The sequence below is a fragment of the Paenibacillus phocaeensis genome, from assembly GCF_900021165.1.
Classification (GTDB): Bacteria; Bacillota; Bacilli; order Paenibacillales; family Paenibacillaceae; genus Fontibacillus; species Fontibacillus phocaensis.
In genome coordinates, this window is sequence record NZ_FCOQ01000039.1 from 79,436 (window position 1) to 95,723 (window position 16,288).

The window sequence follows — 16,288 nt, forward strand, 5'->3', positions numbered from 1 at the left end:
CCACTTCAAATTATAACTCGCCCAGGGCTGGGGAATTCCCCAGCCCTGGTATTTGCTTAATTACTGGTGTATTTAACCCAATCGTAGTAGGCGTACAGCGGATTAGCCCCGTTATAGCTGCCCAACCAGCCGTCCACTCCGGTGCCGTTCCAGAGATTCATCATGATTTTTCCTGGAGTTTTGGGGATATTTGAAGTTGCGGTGTGTTTGGCTACACCATCTACGTACCATGTGATGGAATTAGGCTGCCAGTTAAAAGCGTAGGTATGGAAGCCTTGGGATGCATCGAAGCCCAAATCGATTACCTTTTCGTGACCGCCAACCCCATTGGTATAGTAATTGAATTGCACTTTGGTCGTATCTTTGCCTAAAAATTCGATATCGATTTCATCCCACTGCGTACCGTCCGACGGCCCTGTGTAAGTGAAGAAGGAGGATACGATCCCCACATTTTTTGCAGGCTTCATGTTCACCTCATAGAGTCCGTAACTACTCTTAAACTTGGTGCGATACTCCGCGCAATCAAATTTATTGTAGGAGGGACTGGTTAGTGCAAGCCGCAGCTTACCATCACTTGTAAAAGATGCATTGTTTGCCCGCCAGGTGCAATTGAACATATTGCCATTTGAATACCCGTCGGCCTTCTCCCAGGTTTGTGTGTTATGATACGTTAATGGTTCCCAGAACACGGTGGCCGCCATTGTGGTAACGGTCCATGTAATCCAGAGAACCAGTGAAGAACAAAGGATAACCAGCCATCTTTTCTTCATTTGAACACCTCTCCCTAATTAAATGAATAACCGCTACAGGAACGTTGATCCTTGCGTGGCACAGCAACCCCTATTTCCCTCCTTTCCTGGAAGAAGCATATCGTTCGTAGCGTACCCTCATTTTATGGTCATTCAGGGAAGTGTTTCCATGATGATCATTTAACTTTTGTATCAATTTTCTAACTTTTTTCAGGGCAGAAAAAGAGCCTTGAGAATACCTCAAGACTCCCAAAACCGCACTTTTCTGATATCTTAGAAGAAGTCATGTATTTTCAATCCCAACTACAATCAGGAGATTACCTTCTATGCCCAAACACATCGTAGCGATCGATATGGACGATACCCTCTGCCATCTCGTGCCTAGGGCTATCCATTATCACAATTTGCAATTTCCCGACCGCCCGTTGACCATGGACCAAATGATCAGCTTCGACATGACGGGGATCTGGCATCCCGACTGCAATGAAGACCTGTTCTTTGGGCGCCCCGGCTTATATGAAGAGCTGGAGATCTTTGATGAACATACCGTGGAGGAAGTGCGCAAGATTGCGCAGGACCACGACGTGATCATCGTCACCGCCGCCCGGCCGTCATCCGTTCCGGAGAAATGGAACTGGCTGCAGCGCTGGATGCCGTTCATCCCGTTCGAGAACTTCTTCGTCGCCAAGCGAAAAACCCTGCTGGGCTTCGACCTGTTGATCGATGACGGTCCCCATAACCTGCTGCCCGCCAAAGAAGCCGGAAGATTAACCATCGGCATCCCCCGCCCGTGGAACGCCCCGATTCAGGAGCAATTCCTCATGAGGGATTCATGGGAGGGCATGAGCGAATTGGTGAACCGGCTGTTGGCCGAGCGTTTCCCCGGGTAAGGAGGCGGCGCTTACGCGAGACGGCCCCGGATCGGAGCCAGCCCAGGCTCGCCGAAGGAGACATTTTGGGCGATACGGATTTCGATGCCGTCCTCCTGCAGCATAATTTCAAAGCTTACGCGAAAAGGGGTCTCCATCCGCTGAATGCTGAGGAGCAGCGTATCCGGCGACTTCCATGTGAAGGAGGCCGCAATCCGTTCCTCCTCGAACAACGTTGTCCGGCCCAGCCGCCACGCCTGCCGCCCCAGTTCAACCCGGTGGTCCCCGCGTTTGTCCTTGATGTCCAGCACGGCGGTATCTCCATGAATCGTAATCCTTGTGCTTTCTAATTCCAGTTTATTGGCTTCCAGTAGACAGCTCTGTCTGCCGATGAGCTCAGCTTCCCGCTCCGACTGGGGATGAACCCGGGGCGGTTCGATGTACAGCCCCTCCAACCATCGGCGCAGTTCTTCCTCCGCGGCGGGATCCTCCTGAGGCAGACTCCCCTCGCTCGGGGCAAAAGCGCTAAGCAGATGATCCCACACTCCGTTCAGCACGCCTTGCAGATCGTTGGTGCCGGCTGTCATGGCGATAACCGCCTCCTGCTCCGGCAGCACGATGCAGAATTGTCCAAACGCCCCGTCGCCCCGATAAATCCCGTGACGGCAGCGCCAGAACTGGTATCCATAGCCCTGCGCCCAGTCGCTGTCCCCGCCGTCGCCGTTTGAGATCTGCTTGGAGGTTGCGGCATCAACCCAGCTTTCATCCAGCAATCGCTTACCTTGCCATAAGCCTTTCTGCAGGTACAGCTGACCAAATTTGGCGATATCCTCGGTGGTGACCTTCAGCCCGAATCCCCCGGTATTGATACCGCGCGGGCAGCTCTCCCAAGTGGGATTCGCAATGCCAAGCGGTTCGAACAGACGCGGCTGCAAATACTGCAGCAGCGTTTCCCCGGTGACTTTCTGCAGGATCGCGGACAACATGTAGGTGGCCCCGGTGTTATACAGGAAGAACGTTCCCGGCTCATGCTCCACCGGCTGCTCCAAGAACGCCTTCACCCAGTTGCCATCCTTCGCTTTGGCGAGCGGCTCCATCGTATCCAAGGCGTGGCCGGTGCCCATCATCAATAGATGCTGGATTTGCATCGCGGCCAAATTCGGTGAAATCTCCTCCGGCGCGTCCTCCGGGAAGAAGGAGACAACCGGATCTTCCACGCTCAGCTTGCCTTCCTGTACGGCGATCCCGATGGCTGTGGAGGTGAAACTTTTGCTAAGGGAAAACAACATATGCGGCAGATCAGGTCCATAAGGAGCCCACCAGCCCTCCGCTGCGACAGATCCATGCCGTACCAGCATCAAGCTGTGCAGCTCGATCGAATGCGCTTTCATATATTCCAAAAAATCAATGACGTTTCGAGCCGAGATTCCCAGCTCCTTCAGGCTTGTTCTAGGCAGCGATTTCTCCGTGCGTACGGACATTTCCACCTCTCCCTTCATTGGGCATTTCAGCCAATTCCATTATACACCTGCCAGGCAGGCCGGGTAAGCTTCGCCCTCATTGGTTATTCCTATCGAGTTTATTGCATTCGAGTATTTCCGTTCCTCATCTTCAAGCATTATGCTTATGGCAAAAGCCCTGCCTTAACCGGAGGCTATCCATTCTCAGCACGAAGGAGGAACACGCGTGACGATTTATAATTTTGAAGCTGAATTGATCCAGGGACGTACGATTCGTCTGTCCGAATACCGGGGGAAAGTGCTTATGATTGTCAATGTCGCCAGTCAATGCAGCTTCTCCAGGCAGTTTGCCGGCTTGCACTCGCTGTATAACGCCTGGCGGAAGCACGGATTCGAGATTCTCGCATTTCCCTGCAACCAGTTTAACGGCAAAGAACCCGGTAACCATGCTGAAGTCGAACAAGCTTGCCGAGGTGGCTTCGGCGTCACGTTCCCGCTGTTCGAAAAAATCGAAGTTCGCGGCGAGCGCGTGCACCCTCTTTTTGCCTATTTGACCGAGCAGGCTCCGTTTCAAGGGTTTGACCCGAATAACGAACAGGAGCTTTGGATGAAGAACTTCCTCCTTGCATCCTATCCCGAAATTTATGAAGGCAATGGGATCAAATGGAACTTCACGAAATTTCTGATCAACCGCCACGGGAAGGTGACCGCTCGCTTTGAGCCAACGACGGAGCCGGAGGCGCTGGGCCCGGCCATCGAAACGCTTTTGGGGCAGTAGATTACGGGTTCGGGTATTGACAACAAGGGCCGCATCAGATATCTTTGTTGTACATACAAAATATTGGATGAAACGGAGACTTGAACATGCCAAAGGAACCAAAAGCTACCCCGGAGCCTTCGATCGAAGCCGACGATGCTTTCCTGCACAGCTGCATGTATTTTACCACCAACCGTCTGAGCCGGGCGATCACGCGGATCGCCGATGATGCCTTTGCAACGACCGGGCTTGCTCCCGCTTACGGCTACCTCATCCGCCTGGTCATCGTGAAGCCCGGCATCACGCAAAAGGAGCTGTCCGAGAAACTGTACATCACACCGTCTACCTTGACGCGCTTTATCGACAAGCTGCAAGCCAAGGGGCTGGTGGAACGTCAAGTTCAAGGGAAAACCGTGTTGGTCTACCCAACCGAGAAAGGTTGCGCCCTCGAGCCCTCCCTTAGCGAAGCTTCGAAAAAACTGAAAGCCTCGTACGTCGCCGTGCTTGGCGAGGAATTGGCCGACTTGCTTACCACGCAGCAGGAGCTGGCCAGCGAGCAGTTGGAACGATAATTCAGTTCCTTCTGATATATAATTGTATGTACAAGCAAAATTATAAATAGAGGAGAAACCTGCGATGAATGAAATGAACCTTCCGCCTGAAAACAAGCCTAAATCACGTTTCTATTACGGCTGGATTATCGTCCTGCTTACATTTGTTACTTTGCTCATCTCCGCAAGCATTCGCTCCTTGCCAAGCGTGCTTCTTCTTCCCTTTCAGGACGAATTCGGCTGGAGTCGGGGCAGCATCTCGAGTGTGATCTCCATCGGGATCTTTCTATACGGCCTGGTCGGGCCCTTCTCGGCTTCCCTGCTGCTGCGCTTTGGCTTCCGCAAGGTATTGATCTGCTCGTTGTCCGTGCTTGGGCTGAGTCTGGCCCTGACCCCGTTCATCCATGCTTTATGGCAATTTGAGCTGCTGTGGGGTGTGGTATCGGGACTCGCAACTGGAATGATGGCCAACGTCCTGGGCGTCACGGTCAGCAATCAGTGGTTCGTCAAGCGCAAGGGCCTGATTATCGGGCTCCTTACCGCAAGTGCGGCAACCGGCCAACTGCTGTTTCTGCCGCTGTTCGCCAAGCTCACGTCGGACCTTGGCTGGCGATACGCCGTGTATGTCGCCGTGGCCAGCATTGTCGTCGTCCTCGCGGCCGTCGCGATCTGGATGCGCAATCACCCTTACGAGGTTGGCGCTGCTCCTTACGGTTCATCCGAGCGGATCAAGCCGGAGCCCTTCCGGGGCAACATTTTTATCGCGCCGCTGCAAAATTTGCGGCTGGCGGTGAAACACCCGACGTTTTGGCTGCTGGCCGGCACCTTTTTCTTCTGCGGCTTTTCGACGAACGGCCTCATCGGCACCCATCTGATCGCCGCCTGCGGGGATCACGGCATACTGGAGGTTGCCGCTGCCGGGCTCCTGGCAATGATGGGCATCTTCGATTTGTTTGGCACAACGATCTCCGGCTGGTTGTCCGACCGGTTCGACAGCCGCAAGCTGCTGTTCTGGTATTACGGACTGCGCGGGCTTTCCCTGCTGTTCCTGCCGTTTGCGCTTAACTCGGCCTCCCCGGCCATGCTCGTCGTGTTCTCCGTCTTCTACGGCCTAGACTGGATCGCTACCGTTCCGCCAACCGCCAAGCTCGCGAGCGAAACGTTCGGGAAAGAGAGATCCGGCATGATCTTCGGCTGGATCGTCGTCGCCCACCAAATCGGTGCCTCTACAGCCGCATACGGTGCAGGCGTCCTGAGAGACTGGCTGGGCAGCTACTCTCAAGCCTTCGTCATCGCCGGATTTGTCTGCTTCGTAGCTGCGGTCATGGCGATGCAAATTCGCAAGGCGCGCAGCCAGGCGGCAGAAGCGGCCATGTAAGATTGGACTGGCGATGATTTTCTCCAAATTTCGCGCTTGCCTATCCAACAACCGGACTGAAGTATGCTAGAATAAAGAGCATCATGATTGCGATAGAACTCACAGAAAGGGACGTCATCGTTTGGCACAGTTATTTTATAAATATGGAGCAATGAACAGCGGAAAGTCCATTGAAATTTTGAAAGTCGCCCATAATTATGAAGAGCAAAACAAGCCGGTATTGCTCTTCACCTCGGCGATCGATAATCGAGATGAGATTGGCTTTGTCTCCTCGCGGATCGGATTGCGCCGGCAGGCTATTCCTATTTTCCCGGATACGAACCTGTTCGATATCGTCAAAAATCATAAGCCGCGCCTGTACTGCATATTGGTGGACGAATGCCAATTCCTCGGGGAGGACAGTATCAAGCAGTTGGTCCGGATCGTCGACGAGCTGGACATTCCCGTCATGGCGTTTGGGCTGAAGAATGATTTCCAGAACCAACTGTTCGAGGGCAGCCGCCTGCTGCTCATTTATGCGGATAAAATCGAGGAAATGAAAACGATCTGCTGGTTCTGTGCGCGCAAGGCGACGATGAACCTGCGGGTGGAGAACGGCAAACCCGTCTACACCGGTGAGCAGATTCAAATCGGCGGCAACGAGTCGTATTACCCGGTGTGCCGGAAATGTCACGCTAACCCGCCGCTGTAAAGCGGTGCCTTACAACAAAAGCACGATGGCCGGAGACGGGACTGCCCTCTCCTTATCCATCGTGCTTTTGTTCATCTCAATCCATATCGTAAATCGTGCCGACCTTTAGTCCATACAGCTCGTTGTAGATTTTCTCCGCGTAGGCGTCGGTCATGCCGGCAATATAGTCGATGATCATATGCTCCCAAGTCCAGATCGGTTTCGCTTTGGCCTGATCCCGATCGAAGCGGCGCAGCCAGTCGCCGGGAATGATCGACTTGCTCGTCTCCGGATCGACGAAGGCGTCCCACAGCCGCTTGATCACCCAAGCGCTGCGTTTCTGGAGCCGCTGCACCCGCAGATCGCGAATCATCGTGACCCAAGCGAAGCTCTTCAGCACGCTTACCGTCCGCAGCATGTCTTCATCCTCTTGCCCTTCTTTTACGAATGTGACCTTCTGCCAATCACCGTCATCGATAACGCCCAGGCTGCCGACGAACAGGCTGACCCAATAAGCCTTCACCTCCCGGCGCGTCCGGGAGTAGTCTTGATCGCAGATCGGCATTTTGGCGTTCCAGATGTGCAGGAATTCGTCCAGCACTTCCGCCACCTTGACCTGTACTTTGTCCGGCGTCCACCCTGCCCAAAACGAATCCTCCAGCGTCATGATCTTCTCGACGATCAATCGCTGAATATGCGAGTCTTTGAGGAAATGCTCGTGGACCTCGATTTTTCCCGCCTTGATGCCGTCTTCGAGATCATGGGCCGAATAGGCGATATCGTCGCACAGGTCCATCAGTTGCGCTTCGAACGTCTTCTTACCCTGCGGAATCCCCCAGCGCTCGCGAATGGAGGAGATATACTCCCATTCGTGGAGATACAGCCCCTTCTTGTTGATCGTACCGGGGTAGGGATATTTATTCGTCCCAAGCAGCACCGCATCGGATAAGTTCAGACCGTCGATGTTTTCCCGTTTCTCCAGGAACATCATCAGCCGGAAATTGTGGGCATTGCCTTCAAAATGCTCGTATTTTCGCCGGTACGCCTCCCGGGTCCGCTGTTCTTCCTCCGGGGTTGGTTGCTTGCCCTTCAGGGCCGTCCGCACCTTCTCCTCAATCCGCTTCTCCAAGATTTGATCCAGCACCTCTTCGCCCTTGTGTCCAAACGGAGGATGCCCGAAATCATGGCAAATTGCGGCGCATTCCACCACCTCCGGGTCGATCACCAAGCCCGGGTGGCCAGCTCGATCCACCGCCAACTCGGGATACGCCCGCAGCAGGCTTCGCGCCGCTTCCCGGGCAATTTGCGCGACCTCCAGCGAATGCGTCAACCGCGTCCGGTAATAATCGCCTGTACCGGCTCCAAACACTTGCGATTTCCCTTGCAGGCGGCGGAAAGTTGGGGAATGGATCAACCGCGAATAATCGCGTTCGAAGGTAGCCCGGTTATTTTCGTGTCCGATATTGTCCGGATATTGGCGGTGCTCCCGCAGTTCCTGTATGTTCATGGTTCCTGCACTCCTTGTCGCGTTCTCTCTTTTCTGTTATTGTAGCCGTCCATGGGCGGAACATAAAGCACCGGCCCCAAATTTATTTGCGCACATAAAAATAACCCCGCATCGCGGGGCTTCGCTCCAGCATTTCATATTTTTATGATACGCCCAACCTCCACGGTTCGCAGCCTCCGGAACGCTTCGTTGCATCGCCAGGTTCCTCGGTCTGGCGATGTCGACATTCGCCTTCCCAAACTTCCTGCAATAACCGCACATAATCCAGAGACTCCTGCAGATCTAGGGTTTCTCCCGGGACAACCTGCCTCCGGCCCTCCAATAACGTATGAACCTCGATCTCACTGGGCGGACAACCAAATGCACAGTGCCAAAACACGTTGACCATATGGATAAAAGCTTGCGTGATGCTCTCATTGTCCTCCACCAAGAATTTCTGCACCGTCACCCTATCCGGGTTCCCCCGCTCCTGCCATACCGTTTGAAAAATAATACCCAAATGCAGATCCAGCTCCGCCGCGTGCGTTCCCCATTTCTCATATAAAGCGACGGGATAATCATAAATTCTCGTCCCCGTAATGAAAGTCAACTCCGATACCATCCGGTTGTAAACCTGCCAGTAGAACATCGCATCCGGAAAATCACTCTGATTTCGCGGCCAACGCCGGTTCAGCAGCACCTGGATCGGTGTATGCATCCGAACCGCTGGGATCAGCGTGAAATAATCGTTGATGGCATGGCCAACGGCGTATTGCACGCGTTGCTGCCAAGAGATAAGAGGCCCTCCGCTCGAAGGGGAAGGGCTCTTTGCTCCCGCCGGATCAGTTGAGTCCGCCATAAGCGAACGCAACCATTCTTCCAACTCATAATCAATAAGCTGCTTCGTCATGGCTGGTGCAGCGCTCCCAGGCTTTGCGCGAAGCTTGCCCCGAATTCCCGGCACAGCACCTTCTCTTCCGGATTCGGACCGTATTCCACCTTCAAAGGGGGCTGAACGATGATGGCTCCGAATTCTCTTAGCCGTTGCTCCAGTTCATCCACGGCTGCGCAATACAGACGATAAGAGGTGTCTCCGCTGCCAAAGACAGCAGCCCGGAAGCCTACCAGATTCAACCCCTTCATTTCATCCACGAAATCGGAAAACTCGTCGGGAAGCTCCCCATCCCCCCAAGTATAAGCCCCCAATAAGCAAGCGTCATATTCCAGTAGATGAACGGCGTTGCAGTCCTCTACCATTTTCAAATCCGCGGCGGCTCCGGTGCTGCGGACGCCCTCAGCGATCAATTCAGCCATTTCCTCCGTATTCCCGGTCAAGCTGGCATAGACGATGATGATTTTGCTCAATCCCTCCAACTCCCTTCAAGCAACGTGACTTGATAACCGAAGTATAATTGATAATGATTATCATTGTCAATAAAAGAGAGGGTAGTATCTTCTCACACCACCTTTGCACGATTATCCCTTTCGTTCAGAGAATTGGTACACCTCTATGTGCGATTATCCTTTCGTTCAGAATTCTTACGCCCCTATGTACGATTATCCCCTTCGTTCAGAACGGGAGGGATCAAGAAGGCGTTGCCTGCCTGGGCAATCCTTACAATGGGAAACGGAGATCGATGACTTCCCCACGATCTGCCTGATGCAACGGGATAATCCTCAAAAGAAGGGAGCGGATAGCTCAAATCAACATAAAAGCCGGACCCCCCTGAATGGAGTATCCGGCTTCTTTTAGCTATACGATCTATCAGCTCAGTCCCACCCACGCATCGTTCGAGTAACCGCGCTGCTCCCAGTAACCGACATGCTCGCCTTCGATCAACTCGATTCGTGTCAGCCATTTCACCGACTTATAGGCGTACATTTTCGGCACGATCAGTCTTACCGGTCCGCCCAAATCGCTCGGAATCGGCTTACCGTCGTGCATCACCGCGACCAACACATCCTCCATCTCCGCTTGCTCCAGGGTGAGGGTATCCGTATAAACGCCGTCCCCCGAATAGAACTTCACCGTTTTGGCGTTGGGTTTGACACCGGCTTGTTGGAGCAGCTCCCGCAGCGGGATGCCTTCCCAAGTATTATTGTACACCGACCAGCCGGTCACACAGTGAAAATCGCTAACCTGCACCTTCCGCTTCAGCTTAAGGAAGTCCTCCCAGCTCCATTTGAACTTGTTGTTCACCAGACCGTCGATCGTAAACGACCAGTTCTCATTGGAGAAGGACGGGATGTCCGTGACCGTGTATACCCGAAAATGTCCCTGCGCCCCGCCTCCAACCACCTCTGCGGAAGCCGGAAGCGGCACCGGATTCGGAACGAGCCGGTTGGCATTCTCCTCCAGCAGCCGGTCCACCGTTTTTGTTCCGCCGATGCTGCCGAAGGAGCTGCCCAGCCATTTGAGAAAGGTTGGTCCAACCGTCACCGCCAGTCCTATGCCAATCGCCCCGCGGATAAACGCCCGGCGGGTATAGACCGGCTGGGGAGAGGTGGGGCCTTGGGGCAGTTTAGCCTCTGCCGCAGCCGAAGCCTCTGCTCCTGCTTCCGCCACCTTGCCTGCGGCGGCAGGGCGAACCTCGGCTTTAATCGACCGTCGGGCCGGTTCCTTCAACCATTGGGTCCGGGTTAAGGAATGGTAAATGATGTATGGCAGACCGATCCAGGTTAAGAGATCATGGACGGTCAGCGCCGCATTGGACACCCTCGGCCCCACCGCCTTGAATTGCCACAGCAGCACGCCCGAACCAAACCAGCCCAACAGCAAAGCAAGGACCACAAGGACATTAAACCGCTGCCAGGGCTTCTGTCGCAACTGCTTCCAGTGCTTCCCGGCTAGCAGCAAGTAATAAATGACCGGGAGGATCGAAGCGATACCCACCGCGATATGCAGCCATTTCAGCCAAACTCGGCCCTCGCCCAGCAGCCCGCGCCAAAACCCGCCAACCAACAGTAGCCCCGTCAAGGCCAGGATCACGACAATCCAGCCGTTCCAGGTATGCAGGGTGACGAGTTTTTTTCCATATCCCTTACGCAGGCGCTCCAGCATTCCCTTCATCCCTCTACCACCTCCTTATTTCATGGAGTACTCCTCAGCATGTCTGCCATCAGCCACCTCGAGTACCGTGAACCAAAACGTACTGCCTCCCGCCTGGGCTTCCTCCACCCCGATCTCACCGCCGTATTGCTCCACCAACCGCTTCGCGATGGACAGACCTAAACCGGCGCCTCCGCTATCCCGGCTGCGAGACCGATCGGAACGATAAAAGCGCTCGAAGATGCGCACTCTCTCTTCAGGGGGGACGCCCGGTCCTTGATCAACGATCGAAAACCGGGTTTTCCTGCCCTCCGGATCGTCGGTGATTTCCATCGCCGAGCACGTAATCGTGCCCCCTTGCGGGGAATACCTTATGGCATTTTCCAGTAAATTTTGCAGCACTCGTTCCAAATGTCGGGGCGCCATTCGAAGCTTAAGCGGACGATCAGGAAGCTCTACCTTCAACTGCAGCGACTTCGCTTCGCATGGCTTGGCGAAACGCGGCAGCAGCTCGATGAGGACGTCTTCCGCAATCGACATTCGCAGCTCCTTCGTCTCCTGTCTTGCCGATTCCAGCGTCGACAGCTCAAATAAATCTTGAATGAGCTCCCCGAGCCGCACCGTTTCGGTGCGGATGGTGGCTAAATATCGCCGGAACGCGGCCTCATCCTGAATGACATCATCCTCCAGCGCCTCAACGTAGGATTGAACCGAGGCCAGCGGCGTCCTCAAGTCATGGGCCATATTCGCGACCAACTCGCGTTGGGCGGCTTCCGCCACCGACACCTGCTTGAAGCTGGTCTCAAGGCTGTCTCCCATATGGTTAAACTGATCGGCCAACTGGCGGAACTCTTTTAACCCCGTATACTCGACCCGTGCCTTTAAATCGCCCTCAGCAATACGTCTCGCCCCATCGCCGATTCGCTTAACCGAAGCTTCCAGCGGACGCACCAGCACGAAATGCAGCAGCGCCGATACCAGCCCCGCACCAATCGAGGCGAGCGTCAGCCAAACAAACTGCTCTTTGCTCAACAGCATATATCGATAAAACGCCACCAGCAGCAGGATGATCATCGCGATGCTGACCAAGTTGGCCAGCAGAAGGTACGTCCGCAGCTTCATCGCTCCTGCCCCCTAGCTTCAAGCTTGTAGCCGATCCCCCAGACTGTTTTGATCCATTCCGGGGTCGACGGGTTGGTTTCGATTTTCTCCCGCAGCCGGCGGATATGAACGGTAACCGTTGTCGTATCACCGTCATAAGCCACATCCCACACCTGGTTCAACAGCTGGCTGCGGGAAAACACCTTCCCCGGGTACTTCGCAAGTAGGTGTAGAAGATCGAATTCCTTCATCGTCAAATCCGCCTCTACTCCCCGAATCAATACTCGCCGCTCCTGCGGAAAAATCTCCAGGCCGTCAAACGCAATCGCCGGCCCTTCACCACCTTCAGCCGCTGATTTCGGGGGGGCCGCCGCTGCGGCAGCACCCGTTTGAACGCCGGTTCGCCGCAGGATGTTCTTGATACGCAGCACCAGTTCGCGTGGACTAAACGGTTTGGTCAGGTAATCGTCCGCTCCCATCGTGAGCCCCAGCAACCGGTCGGCTTCCTCGCCGCGGGCCGTCAGCATAATGATCGGCGTATCCTCCTGCTGACGGATCCGATCGCATACCTCCAGACCGCCAAGCTTCGGCATCATAAGATCCAGCACCAGCAAATCGGGTTGATGCTCTTCCCAATGGCGCAGCGCTTCCTCCCCATCCGAAGCAACCCAAACCATCCAGCCCTCGCGTTCCAGATAACGGCGGCAGACATCCGTAATATTTTGCTCATCGTCGGCAACTACAATTTTGGCGCTCACAAGTATGGCCCCCTGCCTAGTGGAAAGTATTCCCTGTATCATTAATCACATTATACCGTGATGCTAGAGAGGTTACGACCTTTGGATTATTTGCCCATTTCATCGTCCATATTTCCATCCTTCATTTCGCCGTCCTTCATTTCCCCACCCATCATGTCCTGGCTCATCTCGCTGTTCATCATCTCGCCATTTCCGGAGGTACCGCTCATTTCCGTTGAAGTGTTGGCCCCGTCGTTCATGTTCCCTTGGTTCATCATGTCGTTGTTTTTGGCACCGCATGCGGCTAACGTCAGCATAGCCCCCAGCATCAAGATCATTCCGATTTTTTTCATGCTCATCTTCTTCCTTTCGTGATTTGGACTTCGTTCGCCCCCTATCTTAACGAACAATGCTAACCATCCAAGAACAATCCGCTTGCGAAACCATTAGAAAAGCCTTACGAAAGTATTACAAAACCGCCGCTCAATAAGAAAACCCGCCCCAGGCTAAGCCTGAAACGGGTTATATAATGCCGATTTACTGAGGACGGCCGGCGATGCCGTACATGAGCAGGTCCAAGGTGCGTTCGATTTCTTCCTCTTCATCAAAAGGGAAATCCGGCACGATCAGCACATGTACCAAAATCATCCCAATCATCACGCTCGCACCGGTTCTGGCGATCCGCCATGGCGGCGCTTCAACAAGCAGTCCTTTTTCCTGAAAATGCAGAATCACTCGCTTGATCCGCTGAAAAACGATCTCAGACGCCAACCCTTTCACCTGCTCCAGCAGCTCCGGCTGAAACGGGACCTCCTGAATTAAGATTTTGATAATCCGCATATTCTCACGGACAAACTTGAAACGGTCCTTGGCCAGCGCGCGAAAAAAATCCTCCGCCCGCTCATACGGCAGATCGAGCATTTTGGCAAAATCCCGCAACAGGAAGGGGGCAACGAGCTTGATGACAATCGGTCCGGCAATGGACAACAGCAGATCCTTCTTGGTTTTGTAGTGACGGAAAATCGTTCCTTCGGCCACCCCGGCCTTTTGCGCAATTTCACTGGTGGACGTTGCGGCATATCCCTTCTCTGCAAAAATCTCCGTCGCTGCCTCCAAAATTTTAATCTGCTTCTCCGTCTTCTTCTCCGTGTCCTCTTCTTCCGTTAACCGGATCAAGTCCTCCAGCCACTGCTCTCTCTCGTTCGACATAGAGGCCCCTCCCCTCTTTCTTCGTATCGTATGCTTCTCCAGTCCAGCGTACTATATTTTGCGGTGCTTGCGCAACGCGAGTACATTGGCGAGCATGAACACAAGGGACAGCCCGGCCAGCACGTAGACGTCAAGCGCGATCCCGCTCCAGCCCTCGCCGCGGATCATGATGCCGCGCAGCGCGTCCGCGCCGTATTTCAGCGGCGTGATGTGAGTGATCCAGCGCAGCCACGGTGAAATGCTCTCCAGGTCAAACAATCCGGAGAAGAACACCTGCGGCACGATGACAATCGGAATGAACTGAATCATCTGGAATTCCGAATTGGCGAAAGCCGACAAGAGTGTGCCGAAGCTAAGGGCCGAGAGCGACAGCAGCAGCATGATCAGCAGCACATATCCGAAGGAGCCGACCATCAGGCTGCCGAGCGCATAGACCGTGAATCCGGCAATTAGCACCGCTTGCAGGCTCGTAAAGATGCCGAAGCCCGCCGTATAGCCGGTGACGATCTCCCAGCGGCGCAGCGGCGTAGCGAGCAGCCGCTCCAGCGTACCGCTTGTTCGCTCCCTCAGGAAAGAAACACCGGCGATCAGAAATACGAAGAAGAAAGCAAACAAGCCGATCAGCACAGGGCTTAAGCTGTCAAAGGAAGACATCTCCGCCCCGCCGTGCAANAAGCCGATCAGCACAGGGCTTAAGCTGTCAAAGGAAGACATCTCCGCCCCGCCGTGCAAATACTCGAACACCGGTGCCTGCGCCGTCGGCTGTTGCCGTGCAGTGCGATTCGGGCTAGCTGCCGGGGCGGTTTGGTCCGTTGCTGCCCTGCTGTCAGGGCTAACTGTCGGGCCGATTGGCGCCGCTGTTGTCCTGCTGTCAGGGCTACCTGCCGGGCCGGTTGCTGCCGTTGCTGCCGATCCGCTTGAGTGGGCAAGGGCACTCTCATCCTGGTTTTGGTCTTGCAGCGTCGCGTTTGCAGCACCTGAAGCCCCTTGTCCCTGCAGTGTTTTCTGGATGAGCAGCATGACAGCCCGGTTCTTAGAAGGATCGCTGCCTTCCAGCACGATATGCGGCACGCCTTGATCGAGGCGAATCATCGCGTCGATCTCCTGATCGGCTAACGCCGCTTCAGCCGCTGCCTCCGTCTCGAATGCGATCACTTCAGCATCGGTATCGCTCAGTTTGTCGGCAAGAATCGCCGGGATTTGTACCGTGCCGATTTTCGGCTGATAGGCATCCCCGTTAAATACGAGATACATCATAGATAGGACTAACAACGGCGCGACGATTAACAAAGCCATCGTTCGTTTATCATGGATGAACTGACGAATAATGCGTACAATTAAAGCCCGGATTCTCATGCACGAACACCTCCGTAAAAGAGAAAGGCCTCTTCGATCGACCCGCTCCCGGTTTCCTGCTTGAGCGCTTCGGGCGTTCCTACGGCGATGAGGTTGCCGTCACGTACCATGCCAAGCCGGTGGCACTTATCGGCTTCGTCCATGACATGGGTCGTCACAAGGATCGTTGTACCTTGGCGGCTAAGGCTTTCAAATTCGTCCCAAATCGACTTGCGCAGGACCGGGTCAATGCCGACGGTGGGTTCATCGAGAATCAGCACCTCGGGTTCGTGCATCAAGGCGATCGCCAGCGACAGCCGGCGCTTCATCCCGCCGGAGTACGCACCAACCGGGCGTTTAAGGTGTTCGGTGAGATTCACCAGCGCCATAACCTCATTGATCCGCCGCTTCAATTTTGCGCCGCGCAAACCAAACAACGCCCCGAAAAACTCCAGGTTTTCCTTGGCCGTTAACTCGGCATACATCGCGTCGGATTGGGCCATGTAGCCGATACGGCTCATCATCGCCAACTTCGGCATCTGCGTGCTCAGCACCTCGACCTCTCCGCGAGTCGCTTCGTCGATCCCGGCGATCATTTTCACGAACGTCGTTTTCCCCGAGCCCGATGGCCCCAGCAGTCCGAAGATCTCGCTGCGATGGACCTCCAGAGTAATCCCATGCAGCACCTCTTTACCGTTGAAGGCTCGAGTAACCTCATGGGTTCGGATGCAAATTTCCGGTTTGTTGTTCATGTTCGAGTTCACTCCTCTGTGGGGAGATTTCAATAAAAGTGAGTACTTACTCACTCGTTGCTGATGAGATAAAGATACTCCACTTGCGGCTGATGTGTCAAGTGAGTAATCACTCATTTTTACGATTAGAGCGATCTAGCGCTTCCTCCTCCTCTATACTTCCCAGTCGAAGACTAGATGGCGTC

Annotated in this window: 17 protein-coding genes; 5 read left to right on the forward strand and 12 right to left on the reverse strand. The window is 54.4% G+C overall.

Annotation, left to right across the window (positions count from 1 at the left end):
- Positions 1 to 56 precede the first annotated feature (56 nt).
- On the reverse strand, positions 57 to 770 hold the full coding sequence (gene bglS / locus BN3795_RS24640; RefSeq protein WP_068787320.1) for a beta-glucanase: 714 nt from the start codon (positions 768 to 770) through the stop codon (positions 57 to 59).
- Between the two features lie 305 nt (positions 771 to 1,075).
- Between bglS and BN3795_RS24645 the strand changes: the two genes are divergently transcribed.
- Entirely contained in the window at positions 1,076 to 1,639 is a 564-nt protein-coding gene (locus BN3795_RS24645) for a 5' nucleotidase, NT5C type (protein ID WP_068787321.1), read from the forward strand.
- Positions 1,640 to 1,650: 11 nt separating this feature from the next.
- On the opposite strand, the gene BN3795_RS24650 is transcribed toward BN3795_RS24645, so the two are convergent.
- Entirely contained in the window at positions 1,651 to 3,099 is a 1,449-nt protein-coding gene (locus BN3795_RS24650; RefSeq protein ID WP_068787322.1) for a serine hydrolase domain-containing protein, read from the reverse strand.
- 205 nt (positions 3,100 to 3,304) lie between these two features.
- Between BN3795_RS24650 and BN3795_RS24655 the strand changes: the two genes are divergently transcribed.
- From BN3795_RS24655 to BN3795_RS24670, 4 genes are all read left to right on the forward strand, one after another.
- On the forward strand, positions 3,305 to 3,856 hold the full coding sequence (locus BN3795_RS24655) for a glutathione peroxidase (protein WP_068787323.1): 552 nt from the start codon (positions 3,305 to 3,307) through the stop codon (positions 3,854 to 3,856).
- Positions 3,857 to 3,942: 86 nt separating this feature from the next.
- Positions 3,943 to 4,407 (forward strand): MarR family winged helix-turn-helix transcriptional regulator, encoded by a 465-nt coding sequence (locus tag BN3795_RS24660; RefSeq protein WP_068787324.1) that lies wholly within the window; start codon positions 3,943 to 3,945, stop codon positions 4,405 to 4,407.
- Between the two features lie 64 nt (positions 4,408 to 4,471).
- Positions 4,472 to 5,764, forward strand: coding sequence for an MFS transporter (locus tag BN3795_RS24665; RefSeq protein ID WP_232730041.1), 1,293 nt, complete (start codon positions 4,472 to 4,474; stop codon positions 5,762 to 5,764).
- Between the two features lie 121 nt (positions 5,765 to 5,885).
- On the forward strand, positions 5,886 to 6,455 hold the full coding sequence (locus BN3795_RS24670; protein WP_068787325.1) for a thymidine kinase: 570 nt from the start codon (positions 5,886 to 5,888) through the stop codon (positions 6,453 to 6,455).
- 76 nt (positions 6,456 to 6,531) lie between these two features.
- Here the strand turns inward: BN3795_RS24670 and BN3795_RS24675 are convergent, their stop codons facing one another.
- The 10 genes from BN3795_RS24675 to BN3795_RS24720 form a co-directional block, all read right to left on the reverse strand.
- On the reverse strand, positions 6,532 to 7,941 hold the full coding sequence (locus tag BN3795_RS24675; protein WP_068787326.1) for a deoxyguanosinetriphosphate triphosphohydrolase family protein: 1,410 nt from the start codon (positions 7,939 to 7,941) through the stop codon (positions 6,532 to 6,534).
- A gap of 142 nt (positions 7,942 to 8,083) precedes the next feature.
- Positions 8,084 to 8,830, reverse strand: coding sequence for a hypothetical protein (locus tag BN3795_RS24680; RefSeq protein WP_068787327.1), 747 nt, complete (start codon positions 8,828 to 8,830; stop codon positions 8,084 to 8,086).
- On the reverse strand, positions 8,827 to 9,285 hold the full coding sequence (locus BN3795_RS24685) for a flavodoxin (protein WP_068787328.1): 459 nt from the start codon (positions 9,283 to 9,285) through the stop codon (positions 8,827 to 8,829). The genes BN3795_RS24680 and BN3795_RS24685 overlap by 4 nt, the downstream gene beginning before the upstream one ends.
- Positions 9,286 to 9,685: 400 nt before the next feature.
- A complete protein-coding gene (locus tag BN3795_RS24690; protein ID WP_068787329.1) occupies positions 9,686 to 10,990 on the reverse strand; it encodes a molybdopterin-dependent oxidoreductase in 1,305 nt (434 codons plus the stop codon).
- 15 nt (positions 10,991 to 11,005) lie between these two features.
- Positions 11,006 to 12,091 (reverse strand): sensor histidine kinase, encoded by a 1,086-nt coding sequence (locus BN3795_RS24695; protein WP_068787330.1) that lies wholly within the window; start codon positions 12,089 to 12,091, stop codon positions 11,006 to 11,008.
- Positions 12,088 to 12,828 carry a response regulator transcription factor gene (locus BN3795_RS24700; RefSeq protein WP_110945380.1) on the reverse strand — a complete coding sequence of 247 codons (741 nt, stop codon included), beginning with the start codon at positions 12,826 to 12,828 and terminating at the stop codon, positions 12,088 to 12,090. Before BN3795_RS24700 ends, BN3795_RS24695 begins: the two co-directional genes overlap by 4 nt.
- Positions 12,829 to 12,914: 86 nt before the next feature.
- Complete coding sequence (locus BN3795_RS24705) at positions 12,915 to 13,160, reverse strand: hypothetical protein (RefSeq protein ID WP_068787332.1); 246 nt, start codon at positions 13,158 to 13,160, stop codon at positions 12,915 to 12,917.
- A gap of 184 nt (positions 13,161 to 13,344) precedes the next feature.
- Positions 13,345 to 14,016: a TetR/AcrR family transcriptional regulator gene (locus tag BN3795_RS24710; protein ID WP_068787333.1), complete on the reverse strand. Its 672-nt coding sequence runs from the start codon at positions 14,014 to 14,016 to the stop codon at positions 13,345 to 13,347.
- Positions 14,017 to 14,067: 51 nt separating this feature from the next.
- Positions 14,068 to 15,372, reverse strand: a complete 1,305-nt coding sequence (locus BN3795_RS24715) for an ABC transporter permease (RefSeq protein ID WP_068787334.1) — start codon at positions 15,370 to 15,372, stop codon at positions 14,068 to 14,070.
- The gene (locus tag BN3795_RS24720) at positions 15,369 to 16,103 is read right to left on the reverse strand and encodes an ABC transporter ATP-binding protein (RefSeq protein ID WP_068787335.1); all 735 of its coding nucleotides are present in this window, start codon (positions 16,101 to 16,103) and stop codon (positions 15,369 to 15,371) included. The genes BN3795_RS24715 and BN3795_RS24720 overlap by 4 nt, the downstream gene beginning before the upstream one ends.
- Positions 16,104 to 16,288 lie beyond the last annotated feature (185 nt).